The sequence below is a fragment of the Escherichia sp. E4702 genome (assembly GCF_963883545.1).
In the GTDB taxonomy this organism is placed as follows: domain Bacteria; phylum Pseudomonadota; class Gammaproteobacteria; order Enterobacterales; family Enterobacteriaceae; genus Escherichia.
Genome location: NZ_CAWORF010000009.1, coordinates 43,252 through 64,797, shown reverse-complemented (window position 1 = coordinate 64,797; position 21,546 = coordinate 43,252). Strand labels below are relative to the sequence as shown.

The following is a 21,546-nucleotide window of genomic DNA, read 5'->3' as shown; positions in this document are numbered from 1 at the left end:
ATGAAAAATATAAACATCAGCAGTTATATTATTTTAATAATATTTGGCATGATAATTTTGGCTATACGTTATACGACTCCAATCATCAACCCCTGGCTTTATGCGGAAGATGGCGTCTGGGTTGCTAATGCATTGAATCATGGTTGGCTAGAAACCTTCATTAATGCCAGAGAAGATTATTTTGTATTCTTTAATATTTTCTTTTTGTTTGTATCAACATCAATCAGCAGTATTATAAGCGGGAGTCCATTATTACTTCTTCCGCAATCCCTGGCTATAGTATCGTATTTTTTCTATAGTCTAATGGCCGTTATGGCTTTTCATTTAATCATTAAAATATCCAATCCATTATTTTCTATTTTAGCATATTCCATAGCTCTCTTATTGCCTTTAGGTCATTCTCAATCTGAAAATATCGGTCATTTGCTACAAATTGGTTTTTATATGCCAGCTATAGCGAGTGCTCTTATTATACAGAGAGAGTACGTCAATAAAAAAATTGCTAAAATTATTATTGACATAATGATCTGGTTAACTGCCGCAACAAACCCAGTCGTATTTATAATTGTAGGGGTTTATTATTCCTTCAAGTTATTGAATGTTAAAAATAAATATATTTTAATTAAGGATATGCTACCTTTAGCTATATCCATGGTCATATTAGCTTTATTTATACTTCCTCGACTCAATGGTTCTGGTGGACTTGGTGACTATGGCTATAACCCTAATAATATTATTGAAATGGTAACGGCTCGACTACTCCTTTATCCATTTATATTTCCGTGGTACGAAAAATTAAATGATTCAATATCGATAATCCTATCATTTGTATATATTATCTTTTGTACAACAATTATTTTCAAAACTAAAGATATAACAATAAAAAGACATTTACTTACTTTAGCGATCGCACTTTTCATTTGTCTTGTTACGACTGTTTTTGGTAGAATCGGTCTTAGCGACCTCCTGAATAACTATCAAACTACATTTCCCGATAGATATTTTGTAGGAACAAACTTTCTCTCTATCTTATTGTTCATAGCATGTTTATCTCAATGTAATTTCTCAAAGCCAATCAGTTATTTATCTTATTTTATTTCCGGAGTGTTATTGTGTGTTTATATTGTGAATGCAGACATAATATCAGAAAGCGAAATGGCGAAGAAAAACATTTTTTTAAATGATCATTTTTATTATTCAATATGTCACGCTGAAAAAATTGATAACGCAAATTCAGCCATACAAATCAAACCAGCAAACTGGGTTATGATTGTTCCAACAAAATTAATTAGCGAAATTCACTGCCACTAAAGTATTGCATGATTTATGCCCCGAAGCAGGGGCTTTAATTTTACTGGTCACTTAATACAAATGACCAGAAACTAGCGATTCTTTTTTTAGCCGATACAGACTCAGAACTTCTTTTTACTTTCCAGATTCAGCTCTTGTATCGTCTTAACTGCTTTGTCCTGATAACGGTCATCTTCCTGTATTTTATATTGAATGGCAGGCATCCAGACAGACGATAGAACTTTTCCAGTGGACGTTGTTGACACTGGTTTAACTCAGAAATGACCTTATTTGTCATGGCGATGATGGTCATAGCGGGCACGCTTAAAGCATATAAATCTTCAATCTCACTGCAGAGATCCCGCAGCGTCCCCCAGGCACAACAAGAGAATGATTATCCGTTCGAGCTTATCGGGGAACGTTATCTGGCGCCTTTTCACTAATTGGGAGTCAACCGAGTGATTAGAGTCGCGTGACGTAGTCCATTCGAAACTGCCCGTTGTGGCTTTAATATAATAATCTTTTACTGGAACCGTTTTTAGATCTGGCTTCCAACTACTGAACCAGACGAGAGCCAAATTCCGCAGTCAATGCAGCTGAGGTTAACTGTTCGATTAAATGGTCTAAAATGCCGTCTTCATCCGTTAGCTCCGGACTGAAGCACCTAAGGGTTTTATCAAAATCGAAGGGCCGGTACATACGTCATTCCTTTCTGAATGCAATTTACTGAAATGCCATAGAATTTCTAACACTCTCTTTTTTCGTGTTTGTACACAATTCTATGCAAAGACCTTTTATCGGAAATGACGTAAAAACGGCCACTAACTCAACAATAACGATCATTTCCAGCCGATTGCTCTAAAGTGGCATTATATATTCACGAAATGGATGGTCACAGGTGAACAATCTCTTCAGTTGGTGCTCTGAACACCTGCCATTAAAATTTTCGCTCCACTACCGCCTTCCATACCCCACCATAAAGCGAATCATCAATCCGCAGGCTGGTGCAAGAAACATAAATATTCCCGTGACCAACTCATTGCCACTGGTTAACCACATCGTGGAGTAATAAATGAGTGCGGCAAGGATGACCATGCCGAAGAATGAAGAGACAGCAGAAACTACATTTAATACCTGACCGATATATCCGCTAACGCAGACGATACACAGGGCGAGAAACATCCATAAATAAATCATAGCTCAACCTCCTGCCGCGCTAAAAAACGTGTTACTTCAATTACTCCAATAGTAAGACAATTCTTAACCACTGGCAATTTCAGCAAAATATTAATAAAAACAATACATTATCGATATGACTATAAATCACTGAAAAATATTCACTTGAGCAATAAATAATCACTAGCTGAAAATAATCAGCTAGTGATAAAATAGAAATACCGTATTCATGCTCCTCGTGGTTATGTCCTGACTAGTCTTTACACTCTTTACAGGAACCATTGTCGTACATGATGGCCCAATCAATTGAGTGTACCGCTGTAGACATGGAATCTTCTGCGATACAACAATTCGTATCTACAGAAGGTAACTATGTTTCCACAATGCAAATTTTCCCGCGAGTTCCTGCATCCTCGCTACTGGCTGACGTGGTTTGGTCTTGGCGTACTCTGGCTTTGGGTACAACTTCCTTACCCTGTTCTGTGCTTCCTTGGCACGCGTATCGGCACAATGGCCAGACCGTTCTTGAAACGTCGCGAATCCATCGCCCGCAAAAACCTTGAGCTTTGTTTCCCGCAGCTTTCCTCCGAAGAGCGCGAGAAGATGATTACCGACAACTTTCGCTCGCTCGGAATGGCGTTGGTAGAAACCGGAATGGCGTGGTTCTGGCCAGATCGTCGCGTGCGTAAATGGTTTGATGTCGAAGGGCTGGATAACCTGCAACGCGCGCAAATGCAAAATCGTGGCGTGATGGTTGTCGGTGTGCACTTTATGTCGCTGGAATTGGGTGGCCGCGTAATGGGGCTTTGCCAACCGATGATGGCAACTTACCGTCCGCATAATAATCAACTGATGGAATGGGTACAAACCCGTGGTCGCATGCGTTCCAATAAAGCGATGATCGGTAGAAATAATCTGCGCGGCATTGTCAGTGCGCTGAAAAAAGGTGAAGCCGTATGGTTTGCACCTGACCAGGATTATGGTCGTAAAGGTAGCTCCTTCGCGCCGTTCTTTGCGGTAGAAAATGTTGCTACTACCAATGGCACCTACGTTCTCTCTCGCCTCTCTGGCGCAGCTATGCTAACTGTGACGATGGTACGAAAAACCGATTATAGCGGTTACCGTCTGTTTATTACGCCAGAAATGGAAGGCTATCCGGCTGATGAAATTCAGGCCGCCGCCTATATGAACAAAATTATTGAGAAAGAGATTATGCGCGCACCAGAGCAGTATCTCTGGATCCATCGCCGCTTCAAAACGCGTCCGGTGGGTGAAGCCTCGTTATACGTTTAACAAATAACCCAGGCTTTTTCCCTCCTCAGATAAGCCATAATAACATCATGGTTTTTATGGCTTTTTCCTTAAGATTTTTCCCTTCGCTGAATCGTGAATTATTACTTCCAGAAATCAATCTGTCGCCGATATGCGACACTCGTAAGTTACTAAAAGTAAATAAGAAAATGCCACTTGTTTCGATTTAGTTTTAGGCGTACATTAGCGCCGTCTCGAGCCAATATGCTCAGAATTCTGAGGTGATGCTCGCGGGTGTCAGCTCACTGTAACAGGTGTAATGAAGTCATTCAGGCGTAACAGTAATTACGCGGAGAGATGTAAAGTGAAATATTTCTTTATGGGCATTTCTTTTATGGTCATCGTTTGGGCCGGTACTTTTGCCCTGATGATCTAAAAGTAAACTGCGAAACGAAAAACAGGAGCCATCAGGCTCCTGTTTGCATTTCTGGCGATGGTGTTTATTCCGCGTTTTCGTGAATATGTTTGCTGCTGGCGGGCAGTAAACCGTCGGCACGGAACATCGCTTTAATCCCTCTGATGGCCTGACGAATACGATCACGGTTTTCAATCAGTGCAAAGCGTACATGCGTGTCGCCGTAGTCGCCAAAGCCGATGCCGGGTGAGACACACACTTTCGCTTCGTTAAGCAGCTTCTTGGCAAATTCCAGCGAGCCCATTGCCGCATACGGTTCCGGGATTTTCGCCCAGACATACATCGAGGCTTTCGGCATTTCAACCATCCAGCCCGCTTCATGCAGCCCTTTTACCAGCACATCGCGGCGGCGTTTGTACTGTTCGGCAATGTCGCGCACGCACTGTTGATCGCCCTCCAGCGCCGCAATCGCCGCCACCTGCAACGGTGTAAAGGTACCGTAATCGTGATAGCTTTTAATACGTGCCAACGCGCTGACCAGTGTTTTATTGCCGACCATAAAGCCAATACGCCAGCCCGCCATATTGTAGCTTTTCGACAGCGTAAAGAACTCGACCGCTACGTCACGTGCGCCCGGCACCTGCATGATTGACGGCGCTTTCCAGCCATCGTAGACGATATCCGCATAGGCCAGGTCATGGACCACCAGTACATCGTAGCGTTTCGCCAGCGCCACTACTTTTTCGAAAAACTCCAGTTCCACGCATTGCGCGGTTGGGTTTGACGGGAAGCCAAGGATCATCATCTTTGGTTTCGGATAACTTTCACGAATAGCGCGTTCCAGTTCGTTGAAGAAATCGACACCTTCCACCAGCGGCACTGAACGTACCTGAGCACCAGCAATCACCGCGCCATAAATATGAATGGGGTAGCTTGGATTCGGTACCAGCACGGTGTCACCGTGATCCAGCGTCGCCAGCATCAGGTGCGCCAGCCCCTCTTTCGAACCGATGGTGACGATGGCTTCTGATTCCGGGTCGATTTCAACGTCGTAACGTTCCTGATACCAGCGGGAAATCGCGCGACGTAACCGAGGAATACCGCGTGAGGTGGAGTAACCGTGTGTGTCCGGTCGCTGCACCACAGTACATAATTTTTCGACAATATGCGGCGGAGTCGCACCGTCTGGGTTACCCATGCTGAAATCGATAATATCTTCGCCGCGACGACGCGCAGCCATCTTCAGTTCAGCGGTAATGTTAAAAACGTAGGGCGGGAGACGATCAATGCGCGTAAAGCGACGTTCAGGGCGAGTGTCAGCCATAATTTCCTCAGATTAACGTTAGCGCCCGGACCGTCCGAGCGACGCTGCCACGATGGTGGCTGTTTTGAAAATAGCCTGATTAATTTCTGTCTGTCCAGCGTTTTGGAAAATTTTTATCAATGCGAAAAAAGAGGAACAAAACCTTAAAAACAGGAAAGTCAGATTCGCCAACAAGAAAATTATCACCCATTACATTAACAATATAATTTCAATAAATTTACTAATTGGCTTGATGCTGACAAGAGATGTATTGCCAGTACACCATTTATCTTTCAATCCCCTTTTAAATTTGTGGTTTTTCCTCAAAAGTAGCGCACTGGTCATCAGCCTTCAGGTTACCTATCATAGAGGTTTAAACCTTATTCAGAGTCACCCGTGCACGAAATATTCAACATGCTGCTGGCGGTCTTCGATCGGGCAGCGCTAATGCTTATCTGCCTGTTTTTCCTCATCCGTATCCGCCTGTTTCGCGAGCTGTTGCACAAATCGGCGCACTCAGCGAAAGAGCTGCTCGCTGTTACCGCCATTTTCTCGATGTTCGCCTTGTTCAGCACCTGGTCCGGCGTACCGGTGGAAGGTTCGCTGGTTAACGTGCGTATTATTGCGGTGATGTCAGGCGGGATTCTGTTTGGCCCGTGGGTAGGCATTATTACCGGGGTAATCGCAGGTATTCATCGTTATTTAATTGATATCGGCGGCGTGACGGCTATCCCCTGCTTTATCACCAGTATTCTGGCGGGATGCATCTCTGGTTGGATCAACCTGAAAATCCCCAAAGCGCAGCGTTGGCGCGTCGGTATTCTCGGCGGCATGCTCTGTGAAACGTTGACCATGATTCTGGTGATTGTCTGGGCGCCGACCACTGAGCTGGGGCTGGATATCGTCTCCAAAATCGGTATCCCGATGATCCTCGGCAGTGTCTGTATCGGCTTTATTGTGTTGCTGGTACAAAGTGTTGAGGGCGAAAAAGAGGCCAGCGCCGCGCGGCAGGCCAAGCTGGCGCTGGATATCGCCAACAAAACGCTGCCTCTGTTTCGCCATGTTAATAGCGAGTCATTACGCAAGGTCTGCGAAATTATCCGCGATGATATTCATGCCGATGCGGTAGCCATTACCAATACCGATCATGTGCTGGCCTATGTTGGCGTGGGTGAGCACAACTATCAGAATGGCGATGACTTCATTAGCCCGACTACCCGCCAGGCGATGAATTACGGAAAAATCATCATTAAAAACAATGATGAAGCCCACCGCACACCTGAGATTCATTCCATGCTGGTGATCCCATTGTGGGAGAAAGGCGTGGTGACCGGAACACTGAAAATTTACTACTGCCACGCGCACCAAATTACGTCATCATTACAGGAAATGGCGGTCGGTTTGTCGCAAATCATCTCTACCCAACTGGAGGTTTCTCGCGCCGAGCAGCTACGGGAAATGGCAAATAAGGCAGAGCTTCGCGCCCTGCAAAGCAAAATTAATCCCCATTTTCTGTTTAACGCTCTGAACGCTATTTCATCGTCGATTCGTCTGAATCCAGACACTGCTCGCCAGCTAATCTTTAATTTGTCGCGCTATCTGCGCTATAACATTGAATTAAAAGACGATGAGCAAATTGATATCAAAAAAGAGCTGTACCAAATTAAAGACTATATCGCCATTGAGCAGGCCCGCTTTGGCGACAAGCTGACGGTTATCTATGATATTGATGAAGAGGTGAATTGCTGTATTCCCAGTCTGCTGATCCAGCCGTTAGTGGAGAACGCCATTGTCCACGGTATTCAGCCTTGCAAGGGAAAAGGGGTTGTCACCATCAGCGTTGCGGAGTGCGGTAATCGGGTCCGTATTGCGGTAAGAGATACCGGGCATGGCATCGATCCAAAGGTGATTGAGCGGGTCGAAGCGAATGAAATGCCGGGCAATAAAATCGGCCTGCTGAATGTGCATCATCGCGTGAAGTTGTTATATGGCGAGGGGCTGCATATCCGCCGCCTGGAACCAGGAACGGAAATTGCGTTTTACATTCCTAACCAACGCACCCCTGTCGCCTCACAGGCTACGTTATTGCTTTGAGCCGGAGTGATATTGTGAAAGTCATCATTGTTGAAGACGAATTCCTGGCACAACAGGAACTTAGCTGGCTTATTAAAGAGCACAGCCAGATGGAGATTGTCGGCACCTTTGACGACGGTCTGGACGTGTTGAAGTTTTTGCAGCATAACCGCGTCGACGCCATTTTTCTGGATATCAATATTCCGTCGCTGGATGGCGTGCTGCTGGCACAAAACATCAGCCAGTTCGCCCATAAGCCGTTTATTGTGTTTATCACCGCGTGGAAAGAACATGCGGTGGAAGCGTTTGAACTGGAGGCGTTTGACTACATTCTCAAACCGTATCAGGAGTCACGGATTACCGGGATGCTGCAAAAGCTGGAAGCCGCCTGGCAGCAGCAACAAACCAGCAGTTCGCCCACTGTGCCGTTAACGCGTGAGAATGACACCATCAATCTGGTGAAAGATGAACGCCTCATCGTGACGCCGGTTAATGATATCTACTACGCCGAAGCGCACGAGAAAATGACCTTTGTCTATACGCGGCGTGAATCTTATGTGATGCCAATGAACATCACCGAGTTTTGCAGCAAACTGCCGTCGTCGCACTTTTTCCGCTGCCATCGCTCGTTTTGCGTCAACCTGAACAAAATCCGCGAGATAGAACCGTGGTTTAATAATACCTATATTCTGCGGCTGAAAGATCTGGATTTTGAAGTGCCAGTCAGCCGCAGCAAAGTTAAAGAATTCCGCCAGTTAATGCATCTGTAATCGGGAACTTTCATGAAAGCAGCAGGCTTGCCCGCCGATCAACAATTTTTCGCCGATCTGTTCAGCGGCCTGGTGCTTAACCCGCAACTGCTTGGGCGCGTCTGGTTTGCCTGCCAGCCCGCCTCGCTGCCGGTAGGCAGTTTGTGTATTGATTTTCCCCGACTGGATATTGTGCTGCGCGGCGAATATGGCAATCTGCTGGAAGCAAAGCAGCAGCGTATGGTGGAAGGAGAAATGCTGTTTATTCCGGCGCGCGCGGCTAATTTACCGGTCAACCACAAACCGGTAATGCTGTTAAGCCTGGTGTTTGCGCCGACCTGGCTGGGGTTATCGTTTTACGATAGCCGCACCACGTCGTTGTTGCATCCTGCTCGCCAGATCCAGCTTCCCAGCCTGCAACGCGGCGAAGGTGAAGCAATGCTCACCGCCCTCACCCATCTCAGCCGTTCGCCGCTGGAGCAGAGTATCATTCAGCCACTGGTGTTAAGTTTGCTGCATCTTTGCCGCAACGTGGTCAACATGCCACCGGGCAATTCGCAACCGCGCGGCGATTTTCTCTACCACAGCATTTGTAACTGGGTTCAGGATAACTACGCCCAACCACTCACCCGCGAGAGTGTGGCGCAATTTTTTAATATCACGCCCAATCATCTGTCAAAACTGTTTGCGCAACATGGGACGATGCGTTTTATCGAGTATGTTCGCTGGGTACGAATGGCAAAAGCGAGGATGATTTTGCAAAAATATCATCTGTCGATTCATGAAGTGGCGCAGCGTTGCGGGTTTCCGGATAGCGACTATTTTTGTCGCGTTTTCCGGCGTCAGTTTGGTCTGACGCCGGGAGAGTACAGCGCACGTTTTCAGGGCTAAGTTTAGAAAGTTATTTCCGTTTCCAGCAGCGTCAGAATACTTTGTGCATCTTGCGCGGCGAACAGCGACTGGCGGAAATTTTTATTCACCAGTTTACGCGCCAGCTGCGAGAAGACTTTCACATGATTCATCCCTTCGTTAGCGCCCAGCGTCAGCATGATCACCAGTTCGACTTCGCCCATTTCTGACTGCCAGTCAACCGGTTTCACCAACCGGGCAATGCTGATACTGGAATGACGGATCCACTGTGATTTGGTATGCGGGATCGCCACGCCAAAACCAACGCCAGTGGTGACAATCTCTTCCCGCTGCCAGACATCCTCTTCCAGCTCGAACGGATGTTCAGTACGCCCGTTAACGCCGAGGTTGCCGCACAGAAACTGAATCGCCTGCTCTTTATTGCTAAAGTCCTGATCAACGAAGATATTCTCCAGCGCCAGCAGTGGGCGAACGTCTTCTTCCGGCGTAAACGCGGTGAGTAACGCTTCAATTTCCTGCGCGCTGCGGCATTCACATGCCTGACGCGCCAGTTCCCGACACGCCTCGCTATCCAGTTGACGAAGCTGGCTTTTCACCGCCGGAATGCGCGGGCTACTCATACTCAGCTCATCCAGGCCCAGCCCAAGCAGTAGCGGCAGATAACGGCTTTCACCGCCCAGTTCACCGCAAATGCCTACCCATTTGCCCCGCTGATGCGCAGTGGTAACTATCTGCTGCAACATGCGCAGGAACGATGGCGTAATCGGGTTATACAGCGGCGATACGCGCGGGTTATTACGATCGACCGCATACAGATACTGGGTCATATCGTTGGAGCCGATACTGAAGAAATCGACCTCATCGCAGAAGTGATCGATGATGTAGCACACCGACGGCACTTCCACCATGATCCCAAGCGTAATCGTCTCTGCATGACGCAGGCCATCGCGCTTAAGCTCAACGATCGCTTTCTGGATCTCACCTTTCACCCATAAGATCTGATCAAGGCTGTGGACCATCGGGATCATCAACTGGGCGTTGCCGAAACTGGCAGCGCGCAAAATCGCCCGCAGTTGAGTGCGGAACAGGCCAGCAAATTCCGGATAAATACGTACCGCGCGATAGCCGAGGAACGGGTTCTCTTCCTGGGGAATGTTGAGGTAAGGAATGCTTTTATCACCGCCGATGTCCATCGTGCGGAAGATAATCGGTTTGTCGCCCGCCGCCAGTAATACCTGCTGGTAGGCTTCAAATTGCTCCTGTTCGTCCGGCGCGCTGTCACGATCCATATAGAGCATTTCGGTACGAAACAGCCCGACGCCTTCCGCGCCGTTGGCAAACGCGCCTGGTGCTTCCAGAGCGGTGCCGATATTCGCCGCAATATCAATACGCTTGTTATCACGGGAATAGGCCAACTGCGCGGCGGCCTGCGCCTGTTGTTGCTGACGTTTATCCGCCAGCGTCTGCGCAACCTGATAATAACCGCTCACCGCGTCATCAGGATTTACCGCCAGTACGCCGCACTGGGCGTCAAGCACCGCCGGTTGCCCAGCATAACGGGCAATCGCATCCAGCGGCAGGCCGCTAAGAACGGGGATCGCCGAGGCGCGGGCCAGAATCAGAGTATGCGAGGTGCGCCCGGTTTTCTCCAGAATCATGCCTGCGAGATTTTTCAAATCGAGGCTCAAAAACTGGCTTGGGGTTAAATCTTCAGCCACCAGAATGGTCGGTTTTTCAAGCACCAGATTGTTGCGCGGCTTCAGTTCCGGCCAGGTAATATGCAGCAACTGTTCGCTGATATCACGAATGTCGCTGACCCGCTCGCGCAGATAATCGCTGGCAGAAGCAGAAAGCTTGTCACAAACCTGCTCCATATTGCTGATGATCGCCGCTCCCAGCCCCTGATGCTGTTCTGTCATCAGGCGACGGATATTGCCCGCGAATTCATCATCCTGAATCAGCGACAAATGGGCGCTTAGGATGGTTTTGCTTTCGCCGTCGCGCTCGCGCAGCTGCTGGTTCAGTTGCTCGGCAAGCGTTGCCAGGCTGTGTTCCAGCCAGGTGGAGTCTTGCGCACTGGCCGGGGTTGCCCGATAACTGTCGAGGCTGTTGCTCTGTAACAGAGTCAGCGTACCCACGCCGACGCCGCTTGCCAGCACATTGCCGTACAGTAAATCAGGATTCAGGCGGCTTAATGAACGCGGCAGCGGGTGCGCCGTCAGTTCTGCCTGCGTCGGCTGGACGCTGTCGCTGTCGATAAAGCGCACCTGGATGTACTCTTCCAGCACGCGCCGCGCCTGCTCTTCATCGCTGCCGCTAATGTTCAGGCTGCAACTGTCATTAAATAAGGTGCCGGTGCCAATCAGCGCCAGCGAGCTTTTGGCATCCGCCTTCGCGTTCTGGCGATGGTTGATGAAGGTGATTTCGCTTTGCCACTGGCTGCACTGTTCTTTAAGTTCCCACGCCGGACGGGCATGAAGACCGTTAGGCAAAGGACAGAGAAATTGAATCGTTAGCATAACCGCTCCGGGTTAATCAGGAGATCATCTGAAATCCGTCAGTTGAACAACCGTCTCACGCGTAAGACGTTGAATAAGGGCAGATAAAAGCTGCTGCATCTGCAAAATGTCGCGGCAGTCGGCAATCGATGCGGCGCAATGTCCATGGCGGGTTGCTGGCCCCATCACCACTGTTGGTATGCCAGTACCGGTTAAGTGCACCGCTCCACCGTCCGTGCCGCCGTTACTGAACATATCCGCCTGTAACGGCACGCCAATTTCTGCCGCCACGGTTTCGATCCAGACGGTAAGTTTTGGCGGCGCAATCAGTGACTTGTCGCTTAACACCAGCATCGGCCCGTTACCAATCTGGCGATGGTTAGCCGCGCCATAATCAAAGTTTTTCGCCCAGCAGGCGGTATCAAGCACAATGGCGACATCCGGCGACACCGCGCGGGTGGCAGTTTGCCCGCCGCGTAATCCCACCTCTTCGCTGGAACTTGCCACCAGCCACACTTCCGCAGGCAATTCGGCGTCGTGCAGTTCGCGCAGTAACGTCACCAGCAGATAGCAACCGAGGCGGTCATCAAAGGCTTTCCCCATCACCCGCTGGTGGGGGAGAACCTGAAAAGTAGTATCAAACGTGACGCGATCGCCTGGACGAATTCCTGCCTGCATCACTTCGTCATACGAGCGCGCGCCAATGTCCACGCGCATGGCGCTGACATCATTCCCCTGCCGCTCGCCATCAAGCAGACCGGGAATTTTGCACTCTTCACGGGTAGTGATCCGCACCGACTGCAGCTGGCGGGCAGCCATGCGCACATTGCCAACTGGCAGCACATCAATCGCCCCTTCGCGGGAGACGCTGCGCACCATAAATCCCACTTCATCCATATGGGCGCAGATCATCACTTTCGGACCTGTCGATTCATTGAGGCGGATCAGCACCGATCCCAGGCCGTCAAATCGCACTTCTTTTTGCAGGCGATCCGCTTCATCCAGCAGGATCTGCCGCACTTCCTGTTCCGACGAGGCGATCGCATCTGCCTCGCTCAACGCTTTCAATAGCGATAAATCCATTATGCCTCTCCCGTGAGCAACACTGTTTTCGGCATGGCGTAGAGCACTTCTGCGCCTTGCGGGGTGACCAGCACAACATCTTCGATGCGCACGCCCCCTTGCCCTGGCAAATAAATCCCCGGCTCCACGGTCAGTAACATGCCTGGCTGTAGCGTCGTGGTGTCCCGCGGTGAAAAGCGCGGATCTTCATGTACTTCAATGCCGATAGCATGACCGGTGTTATGACCGAAATAGTCGCCATAACCGGCTTCTGTAATGACCCGGCGCGCGGCATCGTCAACCTGTTGGCAGCGCACGCCGGGGCGAATCGCGGAGATTGCCGCCAGCTGTGCTTGCAGGGCAATCTGATACACGTCAAACAGCGGGTGAGATTCGGCGCTCACCCCTTCGCCATTCACCAGCAAGGTGCGCGTCATATCAGAGCAGTAACCCTGATACAGCGCACCGAAATCGAGAGTGACAAACTCGCCTGCTGCAACAATCTTGTCGCTGGCTTTACCGTGCGGCAGCGCCCCACGCCAGCCGCTGGCGACAATGGTGTCAAAAGAGGCTTTTTCTGCGCCCTGCTGGCGCATAAACCACTCCAGTTCAGCGGCTATCTCGCATTCGCTCATCCCCGCCTGAATAAAGCGGCGAATATGCTCTGCGCCACGATCGGCAATCCCACAGGCGAGGCGGATTTTCTCCACCTCCTCTGGCGTTTTGATTTGCCGCAGCACATCCGGCGTGGCGCTTACCAGTTTCGCATTGAGTTCAGACTGCCAGCGGTGCGCGGTTTCCCAACTCACCTGCTGGCCTTCAAAACCGAGCGTTTGCAACTGCTCATCGGCAATGATTTGCCTGACGATGGTGGCAAGCGTGTGCATCGCGTCGAGCAAATGCAGCTGGTAGCCTTGCGTGCGGGCTTCTACATCCGCGTAATAGCGCGAGTCCACCAGAATGTGCGCACTCTCACGGCTAATCACCACATAACCTGATCCGGTGGAGATCCCCAGATGCGGCTGTTTGTTCTGCCGTGAGGAGAGAAGCACCGCATCCAGTTGTTGCGTCTTAAGCCAGTTGCGCAGCGAAGCGAGTAATGTCATCTGGATTTTTCCTTCTTACAGGCTATCGATTAACAATTTGCCTTTGCGGAACATCATCAGACGCAGGAACACCACCATCAGCGCAGTAATGATTGCTCCCAGCGCGATCCCCGCCATATAGACGCCCAGATTAGTGACCAGCGGCCACGCCCAGATAGCGGATTCCGGGAACCATTGCACTGCACCCAGCCAGACAGCAGCGGTGGAACCGACAATCGCGCCAACCATATAGGACGGAATGGCGGTGATGGGGCTTTCCAGCGCAAACGGAATCGCACCTTCACTGATCCCCATAAACGCCAGGAACATAGCGGTTTTACCCTGCGGATAAAGCTGGGCGTTGAACAGGCGTTTGCCGGTTAAACGACGGTCGATAATGGTCGCCAGACCCAGACCAATCGGCGGAATAACGATAGCGATAGAACGCGCGGTGACTGGTAATACATGGTCGGTGGTAAAGCTGAAGGCGACGAAACCAGCTGCTTTGTTGATTGGACCACCCAAGTCGATTGCGGTCGCCGCAGCAATGCCCATTGCGTACATCAGCGCGCCCTTCTCACCAGCAGCGGTCAGCACGGTACGGATACCGCCGTTGATCCAGCCACCAAATGGGGTGATGACGTAGTACATCGCCAGCATGACAAAAATGGCGGAAAGAATCGGTAGCAAAAATGTGGTTTTGAACGCTAACAGGAAATCTGGTAACTGGATTTTCTGGTTCATCCACTTCACGAGGTAACCCGCGACGATAGAAATAATCAGCGCACCAATGAAGGTAGATGGGACTGGTGAAGAGGTCGCCCACTGCATAGTGCTGGGATCAAAGTTCAGCAGTTGCGTGGCTGGGTAGACATCAACCCGCCGATAAACCCAGCCGGGAACGCCAGTTTTCCGCCAATAGAGTTCGCCACAAAAGCGGCAAACATCGGAATGGCAAAGCCAAACAGCACGCCGCCAAAGGACTGCGACAGCCAGGCAAATTTCAGTAAGGAGAGGTCGAAACCGGAAAATTTCCCGCTATTAAGAGCATCCATAATGCCGATGTCTGCGGGAATTTTAAGCCAGCTATAAGCAATCAGCTGGCTGAAAGCGAGGATCACACCGCCCATAATTAAGGTCGGCACCATGCGTGAAATCCCTGACATCACATGCTGCGGGAGTTCACCCCAGAAGCTGGTTTTAGAGGCCTGCGGATTCTTAACTGCCGCTGCCGCACCGGATGCGCCAGGCACAACGGTTGCACTGCGTTTTTTAATGGCCATAATAATTATCCCTGTCGAATATTACTGTTGTTCAGCGGCAATCATCTCTTCGATTTCTTTGATGATGCCCGCAGCGTTTTTAATTGCGTCCTGCAAAGTGATTTCATAAACGTCGCGTGATTCGAAACGTTCGTTATCTTCTGGTGTTACTGCCACGGAATGAATGATGATGGTCGCTTCGGCGATATCCTGCGCCGTCAGGCGGTTCTGGATACCATCCGCGCCCTGAGTTTCAATTTTCACTTCATAGCCGGCTTCCACCGCCGCTTCTTCCAGCGCCTGGGCGGCCATAAAGGTGTGAGCCAGGCCCATTGGGCAGGCACATAAGGCAATCAGTTTCTTACTCATCGTTATTTCCTCGTTCGTTTATAGTTGACGAATGAAATTATGAACGTGCAAAACAAATTGCCGTTACCAGATAAATAATGCATTTACTGGAGAATTAATCCCGTAGTGCGGAAGTGTGACGCAGGTCGGCCTTGTGAAGAGACACAAAGAAAAATTGAATTAACTGTTTGATTTAAAAGATTATCGGGAGAGTCACCTCCCGATAGGACAGGAAGGATTTACAGAATGTGGCCTAAGGTCTGGCGTAAATGTGCACCGGAACCGAGAAGCCCAGGGTTATCGTGCACAATTAAATAGACCGGAATATCATGAACATAATCTTTAAAGCGCCCTTTGTCTTCAAAAGCGGCACGGAAACCGGAGGCTTTGAAGAACTCAAGGAAACGCGGAACGATACCGCCCGCAATATAGACGCCGCCAAATGTTCCGAGATTGAGCGCCAGATTGCCGCCAAAACGCCCCATAATGACGCAGAACAGTGACAACGCGCGGCGACAATCGGTGCAGCTGTCGGCCAGCGCGCGTTCGGTAATATCTTTTGGCTTGAGATTTTCCGGCAGGCGGTTGTCCGCTTTCACAATCGCGCGATACAGATTCACCAGACCAGGGCCAGAGAGCACACGTTCAGCCGAGACATGGCCAATTTCCGCGCGCAGTATTTCAAGGATAATGGCTTCTTCTTCACTGTTTGGCGCAAAATCAACGTGACCACCTTCACCAGGCAGGCTTACCCAGCGTTTATCGACATGGACCAGATGTGCAACCCCAAGCCCTGTCCCGGCACCGTACACCGCGACAGGTTTACCTTCAACCGGTTCTGCGCCGCCAAACTGAATCAGATGCTCTTTTTTCAGCATCGGGATCGCCATCGATACAGCGGTAAAATCGTTAATAATTTCCAGATGGCTAAAACCGAGATTCTTTTTCATTTCGGCAATCGAAAACGCCCAGGTGTGGTTGGTCATTGCCACCCAGTCACCGGTAATTGGGCAAGCGATGGCGATGCAGCCATCTTTCACCTCGACTTTATGCTCTTCAAGATAAACGCGAATGACCGCTTCAAGGCTGGGATAATCAAGCCCTGAATAGGTTTTAGCCTGCGAGATTTCACCACTGGCAATATCACACAGAGCAAGACGTGCGTTAGTACCGCCCACATCACCGACTAATGCATACTTTGTCATTCTTCAACTGCTCCGCTAAAGTCAAAATAATTCTTTCTCACACTGTAAGTTCATGGGGGCATAACAACAACGCCGTAGAGGCGGGCTCCCTGTAAATATCGATCTGGGTCACACATTTACTTTATCGTTTCAGCACCAATTGCAGCGATGTCTTTATGCAAGCTGGGCAAACTAAATATCTGAACCCGCATAAAGGAATAGAACATGCTCCATCCGCGAGCCAGAACCATGTTGTTATTATCGCTCCCCGCTCTGGCAATTGGGATTGCGTCCAGTCTTATTCTGATGGTGGTAATGAAAATCGCCTCGGTATTACAGAATCTGCTCTGGCAACGACTGCCGGGAAGTCTGGGGATAGCCCAGGATTCACCGCTCTGGATCATCGGAATTTTAACGCTGACAGGGGCTGCTGTTGGGCTAGTCATCCGTTTCAGCCGGGGTCATGCCGGGCCGGATCCTGCCTGTGAAGCGCTGATTGGCGCGCCAGTCCCCCCCTCTGCGCTACCAGGACTGATCGTAGCATTAATTCTCGGTCTTGCGGGCGGCGTCAGTCTTGGGCCGGAACATCCCATTATGACCGTCAATATCGCCCTCGCGGTGGCGATTGGCGCGCGTCTGTTACCACGAGTGAACCGGATGGAGTGGACTATTTTAGCCTCTGCGGGCACCATCGGCGCACTGTTTGGCACTCCTGTTGCGGCGGCGTTGATATTTTCGCAAACCTTAAATGGCAGCCACGACGTTCCACTTTGGGATCGTCTCTTTGCGCCGTTAATGGCAGCGGCGGCTGGCGCACTAACCACCGGATTGTTTATCCATCCTCATTTTTCGCTGCCCATTGCTCATTACGGACAGATGCAGTTAGCAGACATTATCAGTGGTGCAATTGTGACGGCGATCGCCATTGCGGCAGGTATGGTTGCAGTGTGGTGTTTCCCACGGGTGCACGCGATGATGCATCAGATTAAAAATCCGGTCCTCATGCTGGGGGTTGGCGGCTTTATTCTCGGTATTCTGGGTGTTATTGGTGGGCCTGTTTCGCTATTTAAAGGGCTGGACGAGATGCAGCAGATGGTGACAAATCAGGCTTTCAGCACCAGCGATTACTTATTGCTGGCGGTAATCAAACTTGCCGCCCTGGTCATTGCCGCCGCCAGCGGGTTTCGCGGCGGGCGAATCTTCCCGGCGGTATTTGTCGGCGTAGCGTTAGGTTTGATGCTGCATGCGCACGTTCCCGCCGTTCCAGCGGCCATTACCGTTTCCTGCGCGATTCTCGGCCTCGTACTGGTGGTAACGCGCGATGGCTGGCTAAGTTTGTTTATGGCGGCGGTCGTTGTACCTGATTCCACATTGTTACCGCTACTGTGTATCGTCATGCTTCCTGCATGGTTATTACTGGCAGGTAAACCGATGATGATGGTGAATCGTCCAAAACAACAGCCACCCCACGATAACCTTTAGCAAAAAATGCTCTCCCTTATGATTTAAGAGTTATGGCGATGAAACGGGGCTTTACCTCCCCGTAATATTGCGTTAACAGGCCGCTGACGGCTTCGATCGTGAAGGAGAATAACAATGTTCAGGTCACTGTTTCTGGCGGCCGCCCTGATGGCATTTATCCCGCTTGCAGCAAACGCAGGTGAAATTACCTTACTGCCATCAATTAAATTACAAATTGGCGATCGCGATAATTATGGTAACTACTGGGACGGCGGCCACTGGCGCGATCGTGACTACTGGCACCGTAATTATGAATGGCGTAAAAACCGCTGGTGGCGTCATGATAATGGCTATCACCGTGGCTGGGATAAGCGTAAAGCGTATGAGCGTGGCTATCGCGAAGGCTGGCGCGACCGTGATGATCATCGCGGAAAAGGCCGTGGACATGGGCATCGTCATTAAACACATTCGCTAATGGAGCGCAATGCCTGATGCGACGCTTGCGCGTCTTAGCAGGCCTACAAACCCACTTCATTTAACGCGTAGGGCGGATAAGGCGTTTTACGCCGCATCCGCCAGTGGTGCCTGATGCGACGCTTGCGCGTCTTATCAGGCCTACAAACCCGCTCCATTTAACGCGTAGGTCGGATAAAGCGTTTACGCCGCATCCGCCAGTGGTGCCTGATGCGGCGCTCATTCAACTACAGCCCCAATGCCGTTCCCACCAACAACCAGATATTCAGCGTTACCACCAGCACCACAATCATCCAGCCGATTTGTTTAACCCATTTGCTATTCACCAGATCGCCCATCAACTTGCTGTCACTGGTGAAAATCAGCAGCGGCACCAGCGCCAGAGCAATACCAAAACTGAGCAGCACCTGACTCATAACCAGAATCCGTGTCGGATCTAATCCCATCAGAATGACAATAAATGACGGCAGCATGGTTACCGTACGGCGTACCCACAGCGGAATATGAAAGCGAATGAACCCCTGCATCACCACCTGCCCTGCCAACGTACCCACTACCGTTGACGAAAGCCCCGCCGCCACCAGACTTAAACCAAAAACCGTTGCCGCAGCATTGCTTAACAGCGGTTGCAGCGTAAGGTAAGCCTCATCAAGGTCGGCAACACCAGTATGACCAGAAAAGTGAAACGCGGCGGCAGCCGTTGCCATCATCGCCAGATTGACAAAGCCAGCGATGGTCATGGCAATCGCCACATCCCATTTGGTCGCAGAGTAACGTTGCTGGCGTGAACCACCGTGTAGGTGCTGGGTAAGCGAAGAGTGAAGATAAATCACGTGCGGCATAATCGTCGCCCCTAACACGCCAGCCGCCAGGAAGACCGCTTCCGAGGTCGGTAAACTCGGTATCGCCATACCTTTGCTCAACTGCACCAGATTCGGTTGGGAGAAAATCAACTCAACAATGTAAGCCGCGGCAACAAACAACAGAAGCCCACCAATTACTTTCTCCAGCGGTTTTTGCCCGCGACGTTGCAGCATTAAAATCAAGAAGGTGGCGATACCTGTCAGCACCGCCCCCTGCAATAAAGAAACACCAAGAATGAGTTTGAAACCGATCGCCGCACCAATAAATTCCGCCAGATCGGTCGCCATCGCAATAATTTCCGCCTGGACCCAATAGAACCAGACTACCGGACGTGGGTAGTGGTCGCGAATTTGCTCCGCCAGATTTTTACCAGTGGCAATCCCGAGTTTGGCCGAGAGGATCTGAATCAGCATCGCCATTAAGTTGGCCCAGACGACCACCCACAGCAGTTGATAGCCGAAGCTGGCGCCCGCCTGAATATTGGTCGCAAAGTTACCGGGATCGATATAACCAATTGCCGCAATGAACGCAGGTCCCATTAATGCGAGCCTCATCTTGCGCGCTGCCCGACCGCTGCTACTCTCAACGCGATAGTTCGTCATCTTGTGCCTCTAAAACATAGCCTTTGCTATGTTTCATGCTATGTCAAACGAGAATGATTATCAAATTCATTTAAATGGATTATGGTGATTTCTCTGATAGACCAGGATTATGACTACGAAAAGATTGATGATTTGAATGTTATAATTATGTTTAATGTTAGCACATTTACATAACTTTCAGCTTCCATACACAACATAGAAAAAATGTATGACAGGTCACTATTTTTGAAGCTTGTCACAGGACGTCATTATAGTGTGTGTCAGATCTCGTTTTCCTTACCCATGTTACATAGAATGTGCACGGAAATTTAACCTGCCTCATATTTGGAGCAAATATGGACCGCGTCCTTCATTTTGTACTGGCACTTGCCGTTGTTGCGATTCTCGCACTGCTGGTAAGCAGCGACCGCAAAAAAATTCGTATCCGTTATGTTATTCAACTGCTTGTTATCGAAGTGTTACTGGCGTGGTTCTTCCTGAACTCCGACGTTGGTCTGGGCTTCGTGAAAGGCTTCTCCGAAATGTTCGAAAAACTGCTCGGATTTGCCAACGAAGGGACTAACTTCGTCTTTGGTAGCATGAATGATCAAGGCCTGGCATTCTTCTTCCTGAAAGTGCTATGCCCAATCGTCTTTATCTCTGCGCTGATTGGTATTCTCCAGCACATTCGCGTGTTGCCGGTGATTATCCGTGCAATTGGTTTCCTGCTCTCCAAAGTCAACGGCATGGGCAAACTGGAATCCTTTAACGCCGTCAGCTCCCTGATTCTGGGTCAGTCCGAGAACTTTATCGCCTATAAAGATATCCTCGGCAAAATCTCCCGTAATCGTATGTACACCATGGCAGCCACGGCGATGTCCACCGTTTCTATGTCCATCGTTGGTGCATACATGACCATGCTGGAACCGAAATACGTCGTTGCTGCGCTGGTACTGAACATGTTCAGCACCTTTATCGTGCTGTCGCTGATCAACCCTTACCGTGTTGATGCCAGCGAAGAAAACATTCAGATGTCCGACCTGCACGAAGGCCAGAGCTTCTTCGAAATGCTGGGCGAATACATTCTGGCAGGCTTCAAAGTGGCCATTATCGTTGCCGCAATGCTGATCGGCTTTATCGCCCTGATCGCTGCACTGAACGCTCTGTTTGCTACCGTGACTGGCTGGTTTGGCTACAGCATCTCCTTCCAGGGCATTCTGGGCTACATCTTCTATCCAATTGCATGGGTGATGGGTGTTCCTTCCAGTGAAGCACTGCAAGTTGGCAGCATCATGGCAACCAAACTGGTTTCCAACGAGTTCGTTGCAATGATGGATCTGCAGAAAATTGCTTCCACGCTCTCTCCGCGTGCTGAAGGTATCCTCTCTGTGTTCCTGGTATCCTTCGCTAACTTCTCTTCTATCGGGATTATCGCGGGTGCCGTTAAAGGCCTGAACGAAGAGCAAGGTAACGTGGTTTCTCGCTTCGGTCTGAAACTGGTTTACGGCTCTACGCTGGTGAGTGTGCTGTCTGCGTCAATCGCAGCACTGGTACTGTAAGCGAATCCATTAGAAAAGCCGGGGATAATTCCCCGGCTTTT

18 protein-coding genes and 1 pseudogene are annotated in these 21,546 nt (G+C 50.0%); 9 read left to right on the top strand and 10 right to left on the bottom strand.

Annotated elements, in window-relative coordinates:
• Positions 1–1,311 carry a hypothetical protein gene (locus AACU94_RS04225; protein WP_130216892.1) on the top strand — a complete coding sequence of 437 codons (1,311 nt, stop codon included), beginning with the start codon at positions 1–3 and terminating at the stop codon, positions 1,309–1,311.
• Positions 1,312–2,244: 933 nt separating this feature from the next.
• Here AACU94_RS04225 and AACU94_RS04220 read toward each other — a convergent pair.
• The gene (locus AACU94_RS04220; RefSeq protein ID WP_130216891.1) at positions 2,245–2,487 is read right to left on the bottom strand and encodes a YfdY family protein; all 243 of its coding nucleotides are present in this window, start codon (positions 2,485–2,487) and stop codon (positions 2,245–2,247) included.
• Positions 2,488–2,838: 351 nt separating this feature from the next.
• Here AACU94_RS04220 and lpxP point away from each other — a divergent pair, with 351 nt between their 5' ends.
• Both lpxP and ypdK read left to right on the top strand, forming a co-directional pair.
• Complete coding sequence (lpxP, locus tag AACU94_RS04215) at positions 2,839–3,759, top strand: kdo(2)-lipid IV(A) palmitoleoyltransferase (RefSeq protein WP_064526419.1); 921 nt, start codon at positions 2,839–2,841, stop codon at positions 3,757–3,759.
• Positions 3,760–4,081: 322 nt separating this feature from the next.
• A complete protein-coding gene (gene ypdK / locus AACU94_RS04210) occupies positions 4,082–4,153 on the top strand; it encodes a membrane protein YpdK (RefSeq protein ID WP_010723117.1) in 72 nt (23 codons plus the stop codon).
• A 64-nt stretch (positions 4,154–4,217) separates the two neighbouring features.
• Here the strand turns inward: ypdK and alaC are convergent, their stop codons facing one another.
• A complete protein-coding gene (gene alaC, locus AACU94_RS04205) occupies positions 4,218–5,456 on the bottom strand; it encodes an alanine transaminase (RefSeq protein ID WP_135488979.1) in 1,239 nt (412 codons plus the stop codon).
• Between the two features lie 375 nt (positions 5,457–5,831).
• Between alaC and ypdA the strand changes: the two genes are divergently transcribed.
• Genes ypdA through AACU94_RS04190 form a run of 3 tightly spaced genes read left to right on the top strand, consistent with a single transcriptional unit; the run spans position 5,832 to position 9,148 of the window.
• The gene (gene ypdA, locus AACU94_RS04200) at positions 5,832–7,529 is read left to right on the top strand and encodes a two-component system sensor histidine kinase YpdA (protein ID WP_130207334.1); all 1,698 of its coding nucleotides are present in this window, start codon (positions 5,832–5,834) and stop codon (positions 7,527–7,529) included.
• A 14-nt stretch (positions 7,530–7,543) separates the two neighbouring features.
• Positions 7,544–8,278, top strand: coding sequence for a two-component system response regulator YpdB (ypdB, locus tag AACU94_RS04195; protein WP_135488978.1), 735 nt, complete (start codon positions 7,544–7,546; stop codon positions 8,276–8,278).
• 12 nt (positions 8,279–8,290) lie between these two features.
• A complete protein-coding gene (locus tag AACU94_RS04190) occupies positions 8,291–9,148 on the top strand; it encodes an AraC family transcriptional regulator (RefSeq protein WP_135488977.1) in 858 nt (285 codons plus the stop codon).
• A gap of 2 nt (positions 9,149–9,150) precedes the next feature.
• Here AACU94_RS04190 and ptsP read toward each other — a convergent pair whose 3' ends face one another.
• The 6 genes and pseudogenes from ptsP to glk form a co-directional block, all read right to left on the bottom strand.
• Positions 9,151–11,646 carry a phosphoenolpyruvate--protein phosphotransferase gene (ptsP, locus tag AACU94_RS04185; protein WP_130221970.1) on the bottom strand — a complete coding sequence of 832 codons (2,496 nt, stop codon included), beginning with the start codon at positions 11,644–11,646 and terminating at the stop codon, positions 9,151–9,153.
• A gap of 24 nt (positions 11,647–11,670) precedes the next feature.
• Entirely contained in the window at positions 11,671–12,708 is a 1,038-nt protein-coding gene (ypdE, locus tag AACU94_RS04180; RefSeq protein WP_130216886.1) for an aminopeptidase, read from the bottom strand.
• Entirely contained in the window at positions 12,708–13,793 is a 1,086-nt protein-coding gene (gene ypdF / locus AACU94_RS04175; protein ID WP_135488976.1) for an aminopeptidase, read from the bottom strand. The genes ypdE and ypdF overlap by 1 nt, the downstream gene beginning before the upstream one ends.
• Before the next feature lie 15 nt (positions 13,794–13,808).
• A pseudogene (locus tag AACU94_RS04170) lies at positions 13,809–15,055 on the bottom strand (PTS fructose transporter subunit IIC).
• A gap of 21 nt (positions 15,056–15,076) precedes the next feature.
• Complete coding sequence (locus tag AACU94_RS04165; RefSeq protein WP_000038455.1) at positions 15,077–15,403, bottom strand: PTS fructose transporter subunit IIB; 327 nt, start codon at positions 15,401–15,403, stop codon at positions 15,077–15,079.
• A gap of 218 nt (positions 15,404–15,621) precedes the next feature.
• Positions 15,622–16,587, bottom strand: coding sequence for a glucokinase (gene glk, locus AACU94_RS04160; protein ID WP_130216883.1), 966 nt, complete (start codon positions 16,585–16,587; stop codon positions 15,622–15,624).
• A gap of 204 nt (positions 16,588–16,791) precedes the next feature.
• On the opposite strand from glk, the gene AACU94_RS04155 reads away from it, so the two are divergent.
• Together AACU94_RS04155 and ypeC are read left to right on the top strand one after the other, a co-directional pair.
• Positions 16,792–18,048 (top strand): ion channel protein, encoded by a 1,257-nt coding sequence (locus AACU94_RS04155; protein ID WP_130221973.1) that lies wholly within the window; start codon positions 16,792–16,794, stop codon positions 18,046–18,048.
• A gap of 114 nt (positions 18,049–18,162) precedes the next feature.
• Positions 18,163–18,489: a DUF2502 domain-containing protein YpeC gene (gene ypeC, locus AACU94_RS04150; RefSeq protein ID WP_130216879.1), complete on the top strand. Its 327-nt coding sequence runs from the start codon at positions 18,163–18,165 to the stop codon at positions 18,487–18,489.
• A 239-nt stretch (positions 18,490–18,728) separates the two neighbouring features.
• Here ypeC and AACU94_RS04145 read toward each other — a convergent pair whose 3' ends face one another.
• Positions 18,729–19,967 (bottom strand): Nramp family divalent metal transporter, encoded by a 1,239-nt coding sequence (locus tag AACU94_RS04145; protein WP_130216878.1) that lies wholly within the window; start codon positions 19,965–19,967, stop codon positions 18,729–18,731.
• A complete protein-coding gene (locus AACU94_RS24675; RefSeq protein ID WP_418134935.1) occupies positions 19,948–20,004 on the bottom strand; it encodes a hypothetical protein in 57 nt (18 codons plus the stop codon). The genes AACU94_RS04145 and AACU94_RS24675 overlap by 20 nt, the downstream gene beginning before the upstream one ends.
• Before the next feature lie 298 nt (positions 20,005–20,302).
• On the opposite strand from AACU94_RS24675, the gene nupC reads away from it, so the two are divergent.
• A complete protein-coding gene (nupC, locus tag AACU94_RS04140) occupies positions 20,303–21,505 on the top strand; it encodes a nucleoside permease NupC (protein WP_064526382.1) in 1,203 nt (400 codons plus the stop codon).
• Positions 21,506–21,546 lie beyond the last annotated feature (41 nt).

Coding starts and splice junctions, on each gene's coding strand:
- AACU94_RS04225 (WP_130216892.1), top strand. CDS start 1: ATGAAAAATATAAACATCAGCAGTTATATTATTTTAATAATATTTGGC.
- ypdF (WP_135488976.1), bottom strand. CDS start 13,793: ATGACATTACTCGCTTCGCTGCGCAACTGGCTTAAGACGCAACAACTG.
- ptsP (WP_130221970.1), bottom strand. CDS start 11,646: ATGCTAACGATTCAATTTCTCTGTCCTTTGCCTAACGGTCTTCATGCC.
- AACU94_RS04145 (WP_130216878.1), bottom strand. CDS start 19,967: ATGACGAACTATCGCGTTGAGAGTAGCAGCGGTCGGGCAGCGCGCAAG.
- lpxP (WP_064526419.1), top strand. CDS start 2,839: ATGTTTCCACAATGCAAATTTTCCCGCGAGTTCCTGCATCCTCGCTAC.
- nupC (WP_064526382.1), top strand. CDS start 20,303: ATGGACCGCGTCCTTCATTTTGTACTGGCACTTGCCGTTGTTGCGATT.
- ypdE (WP_130216886.1), bottom strand. CDS start 12,708: ATGGATTTATCGCTATTGAAAGCGTTGAGCGAGGCAGATGCGATCGCC.
- AACU94_RS04155 (WP_130221973.1), top strand. CDS start 16,792: ATGCTCCATCCGCGAGCCAGAACCATGTTGTTATTATCGCTCCCCGCT.
- alaC (WP_135488979.1), bottom strand. CDS start 5,456: ATGGCTGACACTCGCCCTGAACGTCGCTTTACGCGCATTGATCGTCTC.
- AACU94_RS04190 (WP_135488977.1), top strand. CDS start 8,291: ATGAAAGCAGCAGGCTTGCCCGCCGATCAACAATTTTTCGCCGATCTG.
- glk (WP_130216883.1), bottom strand. CDS start 16,587: ATGACAAAGTATGCATTAGTCGGTGATGTGGGCGGTACTAACGCACGT.
- ypeC (WP_130216879.1), top strand. CDS start 18,163: ATGTTCAGGTCACTGTTTCTGGCGGCCGCCCTGATGGCATTTATCCCG.
- AACU94_RS04220 (WP_130216891.1), bottom strand. CDS start 2,487: ATGATTTATTTATGGATGTTTCTCGCCCTGTGTATCGTCTGCGTTAGC.
- AACU94_RS04165 (WP_000038455.1), bottom strand. CDS start 15,403: ATGAGTAAGAAACTGATTGCCTTATGTGCCTGCCCAATGGGCCTGGCT.